Below are 14,314 nucleotides of genomic sequence, written 5' to 3' on the forward strand. Positions count from 1 at the left end.
ACGCCGGCCCGTATGCCGGGGGCCCTCGGCTCTCGCGCTATCCGGCGCCCTGCTCGATGTGCAGATGGATCGGACCACGTAGAACGGGACTACGCCGGTACGGCGGCGGGTCGGCGACCAGCCTGGGCCGGTCGAGACGGCGTACCAGCTCGGTCAGCGCGATCTGGGTCTCCCGCCGGGCCAGCGGGCCGCCGAAGCACAGGTGGATGCCACTGCCGAACCCCAGGTGCTGGTTGTCCCGCCGATCGGGGTCGAAGCGGTCCGGGTCGTGGAAGCGCTTCGGGTCGCGGCTGCCCGAGGCCAGCATGAGCATGATCTGTGAACCCCTGGGGATGACGATGTCATCGACGGTGATATCGCTGTACGCCGCCCGCCAGGGGATGATGTGCACGGGGGGTTCGTAGCGCAGCAGTTCCTCGACCAGCGGTACGACGAGGTCGGGTTCGTCGCGCAGTCGCCGCAGCACGGGCGGGTTGCGCAGGAGCGTCAGCATGCCGTTGGTGATGAGGTTGACGGTCGTCTCATGGCCGGCGATCAGCAGCAGGTTGGCGGTGGAGATGATCTCCTCGTCGGTCATGCGCCCGTCGGGCCCGTCGTCGTTGGCCAGCCGGGACAGCAGGTCGTCCCCCTGCCCGCTGTGGCGTTGCTCCAGTAGTCCGCCGAGGTACTGGCGCAGGTCCCTGCGGGCCTGCAGACCCTTGTCCAGCTTTTCCTCCGGGTCGGTCCTGGGGTCGTAGTCGATCGAGTTGATGAGGTCGTTCACCCAGATGTGGAACCTCGGTTCGTCCTCGCGCGGCACACCGAGCAGATGGCAGATCACGGCGACGGGGAACGGATAGGCGAAGTCGTCGACGATGTCGATCTGCTCCTTGCCCTCGAAGTCGTCGATCAGACCGCTGACGGCGGTGGTCAGAGCTGGTTCCATGCCCGTCACCAGCCCCGGGGTGTGCGGGGGGCCGAAATGGCGCATCGCCATACGCCGCAGGCGATCGTGCTCGGGCGGGTCGAGGTTGATGAACGCGGGCGTGGCCTGCTCCCCGGCTCCGACCGTCGGATGCGCGAGGTTCCGGGCGTCCGAACTCAGGTGCGGGTTGTGCAGGATGTCCGTGATCTCGCGATAGGTGCTGATGACATAGCTGCCGTCCTCCTGCAGAGCCACCGGTGTCCTGCGCAGCTCGGCGTACAGCGTGTACGGGTCGGCCCGGGAGGAGTGGTCGAGGATCCGGCGCAGCGTGTCGGGCGTCTCGGTCGTGGTCATCTCGCGCTCCCTCCTACCGGTGGTACTGAGCGGCCGTGACCCGCCGCTCGCCGGGGTCGTGTCCGGTGACGACCACCGTGGCGCCCTGCGCGAGCAGGGTGGGGCCGGGGAAGTCGACAGGCACCGGTTTCATGTCGACGGGCTGGTCCGGCGTGGGGCAGGGCGGCGGGAACGGCGCGGCCGTCTCGATGAGACGCCGGTAGTGGTCCAGCCACTTCGCGTTGTTGAAACTCACCGCGGCGGTGACCCGGCCCCGGTAGCCGTAGGCGGCGACAAAGCGGTGGTCGGGTACCGATCCCTGGGTGACGACCAGTTCGTCGGCGAACGTCGGCACTCCGACGGACTTGATGTTGACGCCGAACTGGATCGACCAGAACAGCGGGATGGACAGGTGGGGCCAGCGGTCGGCCTGGCCGCTGACCATGTTGTGCGCCGCGACCTCGGCCTGCTCCACGGCGTTGGCCCAGTGCTCCAGCGAGATGAGCCGGTACTCGTAGACCGGGTTCGGGCAGCGTGCCACGTCCCCGGCGACGAAGACGTCGTCGGTGATCAGGCCGTTGAGGTCCATCGCGCGGCAGCCGGTGTCACAGGCGATACCCCAGACGCCGGCCGCCAGTCCGGAGCCTCGCAGCCACTCGGTGTTGCGGATGCCACCGAGTGCCACCACCGCCACGTCGGCGTCGATCGTGCTGCCGTCGTCGAAGTGAGCGCGGCGCAGCCGCCCCTGCGCGTCGCCCTCCAGCCGGGTCACCTTGACCCCGCAGCGCAGGTCCACACCGTGTGCGCGCTGCATGTCCGCCGCGACCTCACCGATCATGGCGCCGAGCGCCCCGACCAGCGGGGCCGGCGCGAGTTCGGCGACGGTGACCGGGATGTCCCGCTCGCGGCAGACGGACGCGATCTCGGAGCCGGTGAATCCCGCGCCGATGACCAGTACCCGGGAGGGTCCGGCGGCGAGGGCCCGCTGCAGGCCCTCGGCGTGCTCGCGGGTCCGCACGACGAACACCCCGTCCAGGGCCGCCTCGCTCTCGACGAACCAGGGCCGGGCCCGGACACCGGTGGAGATCAGCACCCGGTCGAAGGGCACCTCGCGCCCGTCGGCCAGACGCACGTGGTTGGCCGCCAGGTCCAGCCCACTGGCGGGCACGCCCAGCAGCCACTCCGCGTCGATCTCACGGCGTCGCGGCAGCTTGGTCCCGTCGGCCGGCACCCAGCCGGTCAGTACCTGCTTGGACAGGGGAGGCCGGTCGTAGGGCTCGCCCAACTCGTCGCCGATCATGGTCAACGAACCGGTGAAGCCCTGCTCGCGCAGCGCCTCCGCGGCCCGCAGTCCCGCCAGTGACGCCCCGACGACCACGATGCGGCCCTCGCGCTTGAACGCTTGCAGATTGTCCGCGCTGGTCATGACGGCGCCACCTCGGCCGACACGTCCAGACCCTCCAACCGGTCGACGAGAATGGCCTGGACCGGGCAGGCCGCCGCGGCGCGCAGCACCTGGTCGCGCCGGGCGTCGTCGGGGTTCGGGTCGTACATCAGCGCTTCCTCGCCGTGCATCCGGAACGCGTCCGGAGCCAGGAAGGCGCACTGCGCGTACCCTTCACATCGGGAAAGATCAACGACAACTCGCATCCCGACCTCCACGGGGACTGCAAGCCGCGGGCCCGGAAGCCGGCGCTGTTCCTGCGCGCAAGGCGCGAGACGGCTGGAGAGAAGGACTTGGCCGTTGCCCACCTCGGCAGACTGCGAGGAGGCGCACCGCGCTCGTAAGGTCGCCGCAGAAAGAATGGGCTATCGCGTACAAGGCGACCGGTGGGTGAAACCGCTCAGGGTCTTGACCTTCCTGCGGTTCAGCCTATCCCGCACACATGTGGCCCGCACCCCGGGAAAGGGCTGCGCCGCCGGTTGTCGCGGAGCCCATGCCGAGGCCCGCCGTGTTCGACCGATCGGCGCAATCTGTCCGTGCCCGGTGTGTGGCCCTGGCTCTCGGATGGTTCGGTGTCGACAGGAGCCGACCGGACTCACATGAGGCTGGACGAGGGCCTGCTCCTTCTCGTTCCAGCCCTGTTCCATCACCTGGGCGACATGAACCGCTGCTGGTCGTCCCGCCCGACGCGGCACCGGATGCCGCCCGTGCCGCGACGGCCCAGGCGGTCCGGGCGGACAACGTCAGCGACGCGGAACAGATCCTCATCGACACCGGGAGCGGGCGCGGTCCTGTGGGCTGAGGGGGCGGCGCGGGGCGCGACCGGCGTACGGCTCGACCGGCGCACCGGCGCTCTCCGTCCGGCGGCCCGTTCCCTGGGGCGCTTCTGCCGGCGTCAGGCCCGCTGAGGGCGCGCCCCTCCCGGCCTCATCGGATAGAGCAGACCGTCGCAGCCCGTGTCCATGAGCAGTCGTTCGGTCTGCGGGGAGGGGTGGTGCAGCAGGAGGAACGCCTGGGCCTCGGCGGCATGCTCGGACACGTCGAGGAAGACGCGCAGGCCGCTGTCGTGACAGCGGTCGACGGTGGTCAGATCGACGTCGATGAGGGTGATGCCGTCCCGCAGACACTGCTCCAGAGCGGCGCGCACCCGGGGCGCGGTGACGGGGTCGATCACACCGGCCAGGGTGACCAGGGCCCGCGCGCCCCGGTCGTGCCGGTAGATGTTCAGCCGCGGAAGAGTCATGACGCCTCGGTTCAGATGCTCGGATCCTCGGGTGCTCCAGAGCCTGCGTCCACGCCCCGGGCTCGCGTCGCCGCGGGCCGGGTCGGTGGTGGGGCGGGGCGGCCGGGTGGCCTGTCGGACGCCTGAATGCCGACCCATGGTGCGGGGTGCGGCTGGGGCGCGCCACGGCCACGGCGACCGGGCCGGGGGGTGCTGTACCGGTATGCCGCGATCCTGTCGGCGTGCTGGAGCCCGAGCCAGTGGATCACGTACGCCGCCACCGCGACGAGGACCAGGAAAGCGATGGCCGTCAGGAAGGCGTTCATGGCGGCCACCTCACATACCGATGATCAGCCGGCTGGCCGGCCCTGGCGGACCGGTCTGCCCGGTGACGGCCGCGGACACCGCCGGGGCGCCGCCCTCGTACTCCCCTGCCTCGTCCGGGTCCGGTGCCTGGTCGGTGGGGGAGACGGCGTGCCGGGCCGCTTCCGCGGCGATCAGCGCGCCGGCGGTCAGGGGTGGGCCGTCGTGGTCGGACGCGGCTGCCAGCAGCCGGGCCGCCGACTCCGCCCCGGTCCCGGGCGGGATGACGAGGAGATCGAAGCGCCCGGTGCCGTAGGAGAGCAGCAGCAGCTTGTGCGGGTCGATCTCCGACGTGAACCAGCCGACCTTGACGGTGTGCCCGCTCACGGGGATCTCGCGGGGGATGACCGGCCAGTGCTCCGGGTTGACGGCGATACGGGTGATGCGGCCCCACAGGGGGTCCAACACGTCGGTGAGCGCCGGCAGTTCACTCAGCAGGTCCCGGGAACGTGGCCACCAGGCTCCGTCCAGCAGCCCGCGGGAGGCGCCGTCGGTCTTCAGCGCGAGACGCGCGGCCGGGGCTGCGACGGGCTCGCGGTGCGGCAGGGTGGGGTACAGGGTCGTCGACATGGTGCGGACCCGTCTCCGGGGCCACCTGTGCGACGGCCCGGGTGTCGTCCTTCACCGGGGACGACCCGGCGTGGAAGCCGGTGTGCGAGATGCCCTCGGTACTGCCCACACTACTCCGCGTTCACCGGCGGCGAGGGGCAGTGGTCGCACGGATGTGCGGTACCTGCCGCCGTGCAACGGTGACGGACGGCGGGGACGAGAGGTCAGCCGCGCCACTCCACCATGAGAAGCGTCGCGTCGTCGCTGGTCTGTCCGCCCCGCGCCCGTTTGAGTGTGTGGGACAGGGAGCGCGTCACCGCCCGGATGCCGCGGCCGGTCCTCTCCAGCTGGTTCACACAGTCGATCAGCTGGTCCTCCCCGAACTCCTCCTCGCCGCTCTTGTGTTCCTCGACCACTCCGTCGGTGAAGCAGAGGACTCGGTCCCCGGGCACCAGCCCCAGTTCGCTCACCCGAGGCTCCGAACCGCCCAGGCCGACGGGAAGGGTCGTCGGGGCGACCAGACGCTGTGCGGCGCGGTGGTCGCGGACGAGGATCGGCGGCGGGTGTCCGGCGTTGACCCACTGCACCCGTCCCGTCGTCGTGTCCAGCTGCAGCATCTGCGCGGTGACGAACTGCTCGGGACCGAACTGCTCGGCCACGGCGCGGTCCATGAACGCGTAGATCTCCGACAGTCCGATGCCGGCGCGGCGGGCGTGGCGGTAGGCGCCGATGGCCACGGTGGCCATCGTGGCCGCGTCCAGTCCGTGCCCCATCGCGTCGATCATGACCACGTGGAGGACGTCGCCGTTCAGCGCGTAGTCGAAGCTGTCGCCGCCCACGTCGTAGGCGGGTTCCAGGATCCCGGCGACGGCGACCCGGGGCATGATCATGGCCAGCGGTGGCAGCAGGGACCACTGGATCTCCGCGGCGACGCTCATCCCCTCATCGCGTCGGACGTCGAAGAACAGGTCGGAATAGCCGTGTTTGGTCACCAGAAGGTCGGCCACCAGGCCGGAGATTCTGAGCAGCAGGCGGCGGTCGTCGTCATCGACGCTGTCCAGCGTCACCGCCATGACCCCCACCTGGTCACCGCCGTCCAGCAGGGGCAGATGGACCCGGACGCCGTCCTCCTGGGGCACCTCGACAGGGACGGCGTCGAGAAAGCAGCGGCCCGCCTCGGAGGCGTCGATCACCTGGGGTTCCCCGCCGGTGAGGTCCTCACCGGGCAGCGGTACGAGCACCAACTGGCCGTAGTCCTGCAACAGCACCTGCGGACGGCGGCCACCTAGCCGGTCCACCACGTTGGCGACCAGGGGCCCGATGAGATGGGGCGGGAGTTCGTGCGCGCTGTCGAGGATCTTTCCGAGGAGCGCTTCCCCGAAGCTTTCGGACCGGTCCGGGCGCCGTCCTGCCGCCATCCCCTCACCTTCCGCGGTCACGCTTGGGGCGGGGGTGGGCCCGGATGACAAGGGATCTGTCGGTGCCATGGCTCTATCATGCGGTCGTGGATGCCCAGTCCGCCGGTCGGGCGGAGCCGGCCGGGCTGCTCATCTGGGTCCGGCTCCTCCTTCCGACTCCCATGTGTCCTGTCCGTCGAGGCCGCTCTCGGCGAGTGCCAGCAGGCGCGGAGCCGACAGTGGGTTCGCGGGGTCGGCAGCAGCGGTCAGCAGCCGGGTGGCCACTCGGACCGGCTCGTCCGGGGGGATCACCAGCAGTTCCCAGCGCCCCACGGTGCCGCAGTCCACGGTGATGGCATGCGCCTCGGCGGCGGAATCGGTCAGCACCACCTCGATCTCGTGGCCGGGTGCCATCACCTCCTGCGGGGCATCGGGCCAAGCGGCCGTCCCCACGGTCACGCGGGTGATGGTGCCGATGCCCGGATCCAAGGAGCCGACCAGTACGGGCAGCTCCAGTTCCAGTGCGTCGCAGCGCGGCCACCATGCGCCGTCCAGCGGGCCATGACTGACGTCCGGCGTGAGGCGCAGCCGGGGCAAGGGCATGCGGTAGGAGTGTCCGTCACCTGGTGCCGTAGCCTCGGCGGGCTTTGTGATGGCGTTCATCGTGCGATCCCGTTCCGGGCCGTGCGGTTTCCGGCTGCCCGTGTCGTGTCACTCGCCGGGAACGGCGCCGCCGTCACTGTGCGCCCGGAAGTTCTCGGTATGTCTCAGATTACTCCCGGCTGTGGCAGGCGGTGTGGCGCGCAGCCATCGCACTGCCGCGTCACCGGCGTGCCAAGGGCTGTCCTTCCGCGGACAAGGTCAGCACGCAGGGGGCGACGGCGCCGTGCAGCCCCAGGACCTCACCCATGTTCTGCCAGCCCCAGGACGAGAAGGAGGCTTGTCCTGCCTGGTCGGCAGGATGCAGCAGGGTGACCCCGAGGGAGGAGTGCAGGTCTGTGAGCAGACGCTGTTGCAGCCGGCGGGCGATGTCGCGGTGCTGTGCGTGCGGATGGGCCACGACCTGGGTGAGGACGACGAACCGTGCCCGGGAAGTGAGCCGCTGGATGATCTCCTGGAGCGTTCCGCCGCCCTGCCGGCCGTCGGAGCCGTCAGAGCCCGCCGGAAAACCGAAGGCGCAACCGACCAGCACCGTCGTCTCGGCGACCAGCAGGGCGAAGCCGGGGCGGTGGGCGGTGACCGCCAAGCGGTGCAGGAAGTCTCCGCGGTCGTGGTATGCCTCTCCGACGGTGCCCGCGACGGACTCCGCAGCCAGGTCGGCGATGTCCTCGCGCATGTCTTCTGCCTGCCGGCGGGTCAGCCGGCGAAGGCGGATGCCGTCCCTGAGGACCGGCTGGTCCGGCCGACGAGCGGGGTCCTCGGGCGCCCGCGTCGCGGTACTCATGAGGTCGCTGGATGCGGTGGGCGGCACGGGACTCACGGGGGCGGTAAGGAGCAGCGAAGTCGACCCAGTGGCATCGAGGAGCCGGGCGATCTGAGCGCACGGATGGTGCAGCCGCAGGCGAGCGTGGACCCGGCCGGCGCGCCGGGCTGCCGACAGGAGGACGGCCAAGCCCCTGGCGTCGCAGGAACCGACGGTGGTCAGGTCGAGGTCGATCTCGGTGACGCCGTCCAGCAGACACTGCTCCACCGCGGCCCGTAGCAGCGGCGTGGTGGCCGGCCCGATGTCGCCGGCAAGCGTGACGAGCGTTCGCTCTCCTCGGTTCCGCCGATGGATGTCCAGCGGGGAAAGGGCCACCGCGTCTCTCCTCGGCGGGGTTGCGAACCTGCGCGGGCGCTCCGCGCGGCTCCTGCCGTGATGAGCTCGCTGAGTTGTTTCGGCCGCGGCGGACATGGTGCCGACCCGTCTCCGCGCCGACCACGGGAGCGGCCCGGATTCACTCGTCTCTCGCCGAGGACGACCCGGCGTGGGGGCCGGAGTGCGTGATGCCCTCGGTACTTCAACCGTACGTCGGCCGCAACCGGAAGAGACTGCGTCGAAGGACGCGCACCTCACAGCCGAGGGCCGGCGGGGTAAGGGCAGGAGCGCCACCCGCCCCTGCCCTGGCGCGGCAGGTGCCGCAGGATGCGCGCCGGCTCTGGACCAGCACCGGCCGCCGCGCAGTGCCCTGAACACAGCACAGCGCTGCCGCCCGCGATCGAAGCCGGACGGCAGTGCGGGTGGACGAATTGAATGCCAGCTCACTTCCGAACCCGCACGCGACGCGACCTCCGCTCACCGGGTCTCCGAACCCATCCGAGCGAAACGTCCCACGCCAGAAGGATTTGGCCCTTGCGAGGCGTCCGTCAGCGGGTACGACCGTGCTGGCGGCCCACGCAGCTGGAGGGGCTTCCCGGACCGGTGTCTGGGCTAGAACCAGGCCCCTCGTCCAGTTCCCTGCATGACGGCGACCCAACCGGGAGCCCTCCCGGCACCGAGGTGCCGGGAGGGCTCCCGGTTGCGTAGTTCCGCTAGTCAGCGGCAGGGCACGTCGAGGTTGTAGGTGCGGTAGCCGGAGTTGATCTGGGTGTCGGTCCAGTACGGGCCGGACATGACGTACCGAGCCCTGAGCGTGTAGGTGCCGGGGCCCTCGCAGCCGGCGGACTTGCCTTCGACCGCGCCGGACGGGCCGCCACTTCCGGAACTGCTGCTGTCCAGCAAGACCTGGCCGTTACGCGTCAGGGTGTAGGAGAGGTCGAACCCGCACGGGTACTTGGCGTTGGCGTAGTACCAGGCCGCTCCCCAGTAGTACTGGCACTCGGAGAATTCGAGGACAGGATGGACCTGGGAGCCGTCGGTCCCCAGACAGAACCGGGCTTCGGTGTAGGTCCAGCGGCCGTCCGAGTACAGCGGGAACTTGCTGCCGCACACCGTCGTCGGCCCTGCCGCCGCAGCGCGCGGCGCATAGGCGGGTGCGGCGCTGACAGCGGGTGCCATCGCCGTCCCCAGCGCCACCGTGGCGGTGGCCGCGCAGACGACGGCGCGCTTGAAGCGCGTCAGGAGCGAGGTCATGTTGCATCCCTCCGGGTGGTCGATTACCTGCGGCAATCACGGCGACTCACCACAAAAAGGGCGGAGTTGCTCGCCTGGCAACGATGTCATGGCAGCTGTGAATGGTTGAAAAAAATGCCCCAGATGGACACGTGTGAGGGAATACATCGCATTTTCACATCGCCCTGCGTGGAGCGAGTGCAAGGGCAGCCCTTTGATGCCCGGAGTCACCCCGCCGGACTCCATAGCCGCGCAGCGATCATCTGGTTCCGCGGCCTCCTGGCAACCCGTTGATCCCGACCGAAGCCGGGCCCTGACGGCACGTTCCCAGTGCGTTCCCATCTGGCGTAAGAAGGCCCTCCGTGATCTTCACGGAGGGCCTTCGTCACGCTGCGCCAGGCTCTGACCTGGTGTTTCTCTGTGCCCCCGGCAGGATTCGAACCTGCGACACCCGCTTTAGGAGTTCGATCCGTGCCCGGCAAGGTGGGGCCTTCCTGCGTGCACTGGAGCCACGAGCAGCCGCCGACATCTGCGGCTGTTCGTAGCCGTTGATGTCAGCGATGGATGTCATCCGGATCATCCACAGAGCGCCAGGAGGATCAGTCGCAGGGGCATCACGATGAACGCGAGCGACAGCAGCAGTCCGCCGGCCAGCGCAACGCCCGTTGTTCGCCACAGCAGGGTCGAGGCTGCCAGTGAGCTGATAGCCCTGCCGGGCTGCTGACGGCCGTGGCCGCGTAGTCAGCCTCGATCTGGACCCTCGTAGCGCGACGAGGGAAGAAGTTCGGTCAGACGCTCACGCTGGGCGGCCTGCCGCCGATAGAGTACGTCCTCACGTACCGTCAGGGCCCTTTGCGCCCAAAGTAGTTGAGGGTGGCTGAGTTGACGTACCTCTACGAGCAGTTGGACCCCGAACGGTTTCAACACCTCTGCCAGGCCCTCATCTCGCTCGAATACCCTGGAACACAGTGCTTTCCCGTTGGTCAAAGAGATGGCGGTAGAGATGCGGTCCAGCTCTTCGCTAATAGGCAAGGCGATTATCGCATCTTTCAGGTTAAGTTTGTCAGGAATCCATTCGTTGTTGAGGATGTTCACAAGTGGTTCGTTGACACAATGGAGGATGAAGTACCCAAGATTCACAACATCCTGAGAAGGAAGAAGGGGGCGATTGAATATATTCTGGTTTCCAATGTACCGGGTACCGCCTTCCCGGAGGCAGGTTCGATTGACAAGCTGAATCACCTCCTAAACTCTGACGCCCCTGTTCCTATTCGTGTGTGGTGGCGAGACGACCTTGATCGCAGGTGTGACGGTCATGCCGATGTGAAATGGTCTTATCCGGATATCTTGCGGGGGAGTGATCTACTGCAAGCACTGGCAGAATCAATCGGACCGGATTTGCTGGGTAGCCGCCTTGACGTTTTGCGCAGCTTTGCCGTCGAGCAGTTTGAATTGGATAATGAAGTCCGATTCAAACAAGTCGAACTCAGTAACGAGATCCTGAATCTCTTTGTGGATGTTCCTGCCGTGATCTCATTGACACATACGGAAGGAAGGCGTAGGGAAGAAAAGCGTGCACTTGAGATCCGTGAAGTAGTTAACCAGATTGCCAACCGCGGAGAATCGGGAAATGATCGAAATGAGCCCGTCGGGGCCGCAACTCTACTTTTGCATGATGAAGTAGCACGGCTATCCGATCTGGTAGTCCTAGAGGGCGGTCCCGGTCAGGGCAAGTCCACCTTGGCGCAGTACGTGTGTCAAGTGCATAGAATGCGTGTCCTGGGGAAGGAAGAATTCGACACTCTACCTGAGGAGCATCGCCCCAAATCAGCACGCTTTCCAATCAAGGTAGACCTGCGAGAGTACGCCAGTTGGTTGGCCGGTAATAACCCCTTCAGTCAGGAGGCGGGTGCCACTAGGCCGACACAGTCATCCAAGTCTCTCGAGTCTTTCATTAGTGCGCTGATTAGCGAAGTAACCGGTGGCCGCACGTTCACCGTTGACGCTCTGTCCGCTGTTGCACGTTCCAGTTCACTTCTTATTGTGCTTGATGGTTTGGATGAAGTAGCAGAAGTCCGCCTGCGAAACGAGATGGTTAAAGAGATCAGCTCAGCAGCCCGCAGACTGAAGGAGTCCTCAGCCGCGTTGCAAATGTTGGTTACGACAAGGCCATCAGCACTAGCAGAGGTTTCAGATTTCCCTTCCAGGGTGTTTCAGCGGTGGACTCTGACAAGGCTGGGTCGTCCTCTAATCGAACAGTACTCAGAGCGGTGGGCTAAATCGCGTCGACTAAAGGAAAAAGAGAAGGCTAACCTCCGGCGGACGCTGGCCGAAAAACTGGACCAGCCACACATGCGCGATTTGGCGCGCAATCCGATGCAACTGGCTATCCTGCTTACCGTGATTCACACTCGAGGGGAGGCTCTTCCTGATAAGAGGACAGCGCTGTATGACTTTTACGTCGAGCAATTCTTGGCGCGTGAGGCCGAAAAGAGTGAAATTGTTAAAAAGCGCCAAGAAGTTCTGATTGACCTGCATCGCTATCTAGCTTGGATGCTTCATAGCGAGGCAGAAACGGGCAGGGCGCTAGGCAAGATCGATGCCAATCGGCTCCGTGAAGTGATCACGGAGTATCTGATCGCCGAAGGGCGGGACCCTGCATGGGCAACAGAGCTATTCACGGGCCTCGCTCAGCGGATTGTCTTTCTCGTTGGTGCAGTAGAAGGTCTATTCGAATTCGAGGTTCAGCCTCTGCGGGAGTACTTCGCCGGTAGGTTCCTGTATGAGACTGCGCCGTATAGTCCTGTGGGTAATCCCTGGAGTGGCACCAAAGACGAGCGCTTCGATGCTGTGGCCCGTAATACGCACTGGCTAAATGTGACCCGTTTCTACGCCGGTTGCTTCAGCAAGGGTGAGTTGCCGGCACTCGTTGATCGCCTTGAGGTCCTCTGCGCTGACAGCGAGCTAGGGCTGACGTCTCACCCCCGTTCTCTAGCAGCTACTCTCGTAGCGGACTGGGTGTTTAGCCAGAATCACAGGAGTCTGAAGAAGGTAGTAGAGCTAATCCTGGATAGAGACGGTTACCGCTCTCTTCTCGGGGACGACCACTACAGTAGTAGCGGTGGAGAGCCGATAACCCTCCCGGATGGTTGCGGACGCGTTGAGCTTCTCGAGCGTTGCATGGGTGTACTTCGAGGGGCACCACCACGCGATATTCAGATCTCAATCACCGAGCTTGCACAGAAGAACGGAACGCGCCAAGAGTTGCGCACCTTTTGGGCAGCCGGATTTCCTCACCTGTCATCCGTGAAAGAAAAGACCTCATGGATTTGGTCGGGTCATTTTTTGGGAGTCCTCAAGTCCTATAGCAATCAAGAGTTGCTAGGGATGATCAACGAGTACAGCGTTCCGCTAGACGACGAAGTCGTGACGGCTTTGGTTTCGGCTGGGCGGGCTTCCTTTTTCGCTCAGCACTCTGATCTTTTGGACGATTACAGAGAGCGGGTCTGCGACGGATACATTAACGGTTTCCGAGTTCCGCGACCCAATGAATCCACCCTGGATCTCCTCTGTGCGGCCCTGAATCCGTATGTTCTCTTTAGGAACTATCATGACGGCCGACGTACTTACGGCGAAAGCCTGTCCAGGCGCTTCGGCATAAAGTGGCCGAAGGGTGAGCCCATCCCGGTTGGGGATGCCGAAATCGATGGTGTTGTAGGATCGTTCCAGGTCCTGCTGAACAGCCCCCCAGAGGAAGACGCGCTAGGGGTAAGCGGCGTATTCAACACGTATGTTGACGCGATGGTTTCATCCATCGGAGAGCGATGGTCGGTTTGGGCGGTAGCGTGTGCTATTGCGCTTGCAGCCCCAAGAGGTAAGCGAACCGAAGTCTGCAGCAACAATTTGTTCGATGAATCAGTCAGCGTCATGGAGCGCGTCAGATATGCTCGCCTCCAGGCCGGGAGTGCCTCCTGGTGGAGGGGGCAATTCGAGTCAGCGGACGCAAATCAACGCCAAGTCTGGGCGCTTGTTTCGCTTTGCCTCTGCGGGCCTGCTACTCTTTCCAAAATCTACGGAGAGTTGGATTACGTCGTTGATAGCCTCGATGCGCGCGACGCAACGCGGCTATTTGAAGGCGTTGACCAAATTAGAGGTTGGCTGGGTAAGGTTCGAGACGTTCGGGTCGATCTGTTTCCCGAGTCAATGAGCCCGCGGCTTGCAGCAATCCTCACTGTTTGGGCGCATGATTCTGCGCGGCAGGCGATCATTGATAAGTATCTGTCCTCCTACATCGGAAATGACGTAGTGGTAAGTCAGGCCATCCTTTCTGCGTCGATTCAGAGGATCCAATTCGATGTTGTTGATTGGGTCACGGAGAACGAGCGAATCAAAAGAGCCTATCGGGCGGCGAATTCTGCAATTCCGCATCTCGGATATTTCCGCGCGGCAGCAGATATGCCGGTTGAAGTTGCCCGAAAAGTTGCCAGCAATCCTGTTGCGTATCCGATCTTTTTGGTGCGCATGGCGGAGCTCAGCGTTAAAAGAGATCTTGCTGAAAAAACTGTGCCTCTCTCGAGGGTGGCCCAAGAAGGCGGTTGGTTCGAAGAACCATAAGGCTGGCGGAGCGGCTTTGGGCTGGAGCTGCTTTGGCGCGAGTGATCATGGCCCCGTAAGCTTCCGGCGTGTCGGGCAGTCTGTGGACCTGCCCGGTAAAGCACGACGTTGGGGCCATGATCTTCGAGGCTCGCGCCAAAGTGGCTGCCTAAAGCCGTGGAGCCAGCCGCCCCAGCCACGACGTATCCCCTCTTTAGCGTCAGGCGGCTGCATGCTGTGTGCGCGGCACGGTCGCCGGCCGGGCTGGAGCGGGGCGGAGACAGGAGCGCAGGCCCGGCCGGGGGCCGGGCCGCGCGCGGGGAGCGGAGCGAGCCGCCTTGAACCAGTAGAGAAAGTTGTAACTCAGTCGGTCGGGTGGGGCTTGTCCGGTCCCGGTAGATGCTTGACGGTTCGGTCCCAGCTGATGGTTGACAGTGGCCGTGATCGGTTTTTCTGTGCACGTCGTTGCGGCGTGTGG

General features: G+C 65.7%; 11 protein-coding genes. 1 reads left to right on the forward strand and 10 read right to left on the reverse strand.

What is annotated here, in order from left to right; translation table 11 throughout:
• Positions 1-37: 37 nt before the first annotated feature.
• The 10 genes from ACFYMM_RS20675 to ACFYMM_RS20720 form a co-directional block, all read right to left on the reverse strand.
• A complete protein-coding gene (locus ACFYMM_RS20675; RefSeq protein ID WP_388388512.1) occupies positions 38-1,258 on the reverse strand; it encodes a cytochrome P450 in 1,221 nt (406 codons plus the stop codon).
• A 13-nt stretch (positions 1,259-1,271) separates the two neighbouring features.
• The gene (locus tag ACFYMM_RS20680; protein WP_388388514.1) at positions 1,272-2,663 is read right to left on the reverse strand and encodes an NAD(P)/FAD-dependent oxidoreductase; all 1,392 of its coding nucleotides are present in this window, start codon (positions 2,661-2,663) and stop codon (positions 1,272-1,274) included.
• Positions 2,660-2,887, reverse strand: a complete 228-nt coding sequence (locus ACFYMM_RS20685) for a ferredoxin (RefSeq protein ID WP_388388516.1) — start codon at positions 2,885-2,887, stop codon at positions 2,660-2,662. The genes ACFYMM_RS20680 and ACFYMM_RS20685 overlap by 4 nt, the downstream gene beginning before the upstream one ends.
• 689 nt (positions 2,888-3,576) lie before the next feature.
• Positions 3,577-3,924 (reverse strand): STAS domain-containing protein, encoded by a 348-nt coding sequence (locus ACFYMM_RS20690; protein WP_388388518.1) that lies wholly within the window; start codon positions 3,922-3,924, stop codon positions 3,577-3,579.
• A gap of 315 nt (positions 3,925-4,239) precedes the next feature.
• Positions 4,240-4,836 carry a DUF5994 family protein gene (locus ACFYMM_RS20695; protein ID WP_388388520.1) on the reverse strand — a complete coding sequence of 199 codons (597 nt, stop codon included), beginning with the start codon at positions 4,834-4,836 and terminating at the stop codon, positions 4,240-4,242.
• Positions 4,837-5,039: 203 nt separating this feature from the next.
• Complete coding sequence (locus ACFYMM_RS20700; RefSeq protein WP_388388523.1) at positions 5,040-6,233, reverse strand: PP2C family protein-serine/threonine phosphatase; 1,194 nt, start codon at positions 6,231-6,233, stop codon at positions 5,040-5,042.
• A gap of 129 nt (positions 6,234-6,362) precedes the next feature.
• Positions 6,363-6,875, reverse strand: a complete 513-nt coding sequence (locus tag ACFYMM_RS20705) for a DUF5994 family protein (RefSeq protein WP_388388525.1) — start codon at positions 6,873-6,875, stop codon at positions 6,363-6,365.
• Positions 6,876-7,035: 160 nt separating this feature from the next.
• The gene (locus ACFYMM_RS20710) at positions 7,036-8,010 is read right to left on the reverse strand and encodes an STAS domain-containing protein (protein WP_388388527.1); all 975 of its coding nucleotides are present in this window, start codon (positions 8,008-8,010) and stop codon (positions 7,036-7,038) included.
• A gap of 717 nt (positions 8,011-8,727) precedes the next feature.
• A complete protein-coding gene (locus ACFYMM_RS20715) occupies positions 8,728-9,264 on the reverse strand; it encodes a hypothetical protein (RefSeq protein ID WP_388388529.1) in 537 nt (178 codons plus the stop codon).
• 720 nt (positions 9,265-9,984) lie between these two features.
• The gene (locus ACFYMM_RS20720; protein ID WP_388388531.1) at positions 9,985-10,338 is read right to left on the reverse strand and encodes a hypothetical protein; all 354 of its coding nucleotides are present in this window, start codon (positions 10,336-10,338) and stop codon (positions 9,985-9,987) included.
• An 18-nt stretch (positions 10,339-10,356) separates the two neighbouring features.
• Between ACFYMM_RS20720 and ACFYMM_RS20725 the strand changes: the two genes are divergently transcribed.
• Entirely contained in the window at positions 10,357-13,857 is a 3,501-nt protein-coding gene (locus ACFYMM_RS20725; RefSeq protein ID WP_388388532.1) for an NACHT domain-containing protein, read from the forward strand.
• The last annotated feature ends 457 nt before the right edge of the window (positions 13,858-14,314 follow it).

It is taken from the genome of Streptomyces sp. NPDC006739 (assembly GCF_042869815.1).
Classification (GTDB): Bacteria; Actinomycetota; Actinomycetes; order Streptomycetales; family Streptomycetaceae; genus Streptomyces.

What these genes read in the sequence shown, in the direction of transcription:
- ACFYMM_RS20690 (WP_388388518.1), bottom strand. Translation starts at nt 3,924, where the DNA reads ATGACTCTTCCGCGGCTGAACATCTACCGGCACGACCGGGGCGCGCGG.
- ACFYMM_RS20680 (WP_388388514.1), bottom strand. Translation starts at nt 2,663, where the DNA reads ATGACCAGCGCGGACAATCTGCAAGCGTTCAAGCGCGAGGGCCGCATC.
- ACFYMM_RS20695 (WP_388388520.1), bottom strand. Translation starts at nt 4,836, where the DNA reads ATGTCGACGACCCTGTACCCCACCCTGCCGCACCGCGAGCCCGTCGCA.
- ACFYMM_RS20685 (WP_388388516.1), bottom strand. Translation starts at nt 2,887, where the DNA reads ATGCGAGTTGTCGTTGATCTTTCCCGATGTGAAGGGTACGCGCAGTGC.
- ACFYMM_RS20725 (WP_388388532.1), top strand. Translation starts at nt 10,357, where the DNA reads ATGGAGGATGAAGTACCCAAGATTCACAACATCCTGAGAAGGAAGAAG.
- ACFYMM_RS20715 (WP_388388529.1), bottom strand. Translation starts at nt 9,264, where the DNA reads ATGACCTCGCTCCTGACGCGCTTCAAGCGCGCCGTCGTCTGCGCGGCC.
- ACFYMM_RS20675 (WP_388388512.1), bottom strand. Translation starts at nt 1,258, where the DNA reads ATGACCACGACCGAGACGCCCGACACGCTGCGCCGGATCCTCGACCAC.
- ACFYMM_RS20700 (WP_388388523.1), bottom strand. Translation starts at nt 6,233, where the DNA reads ATGGCGGCAGGACGGCGCCCGGACCGGTCCGAAAGCTTCGGGGAAGCG.
- ACFYMM_RS20705 (WP_388388525.1), bottom strand. Translation starts at nt 6,875, where the DNA reads ATGAACGCCATCACAAAGCCCGCCGAGGCTACGGCACCAGGTGACGGA.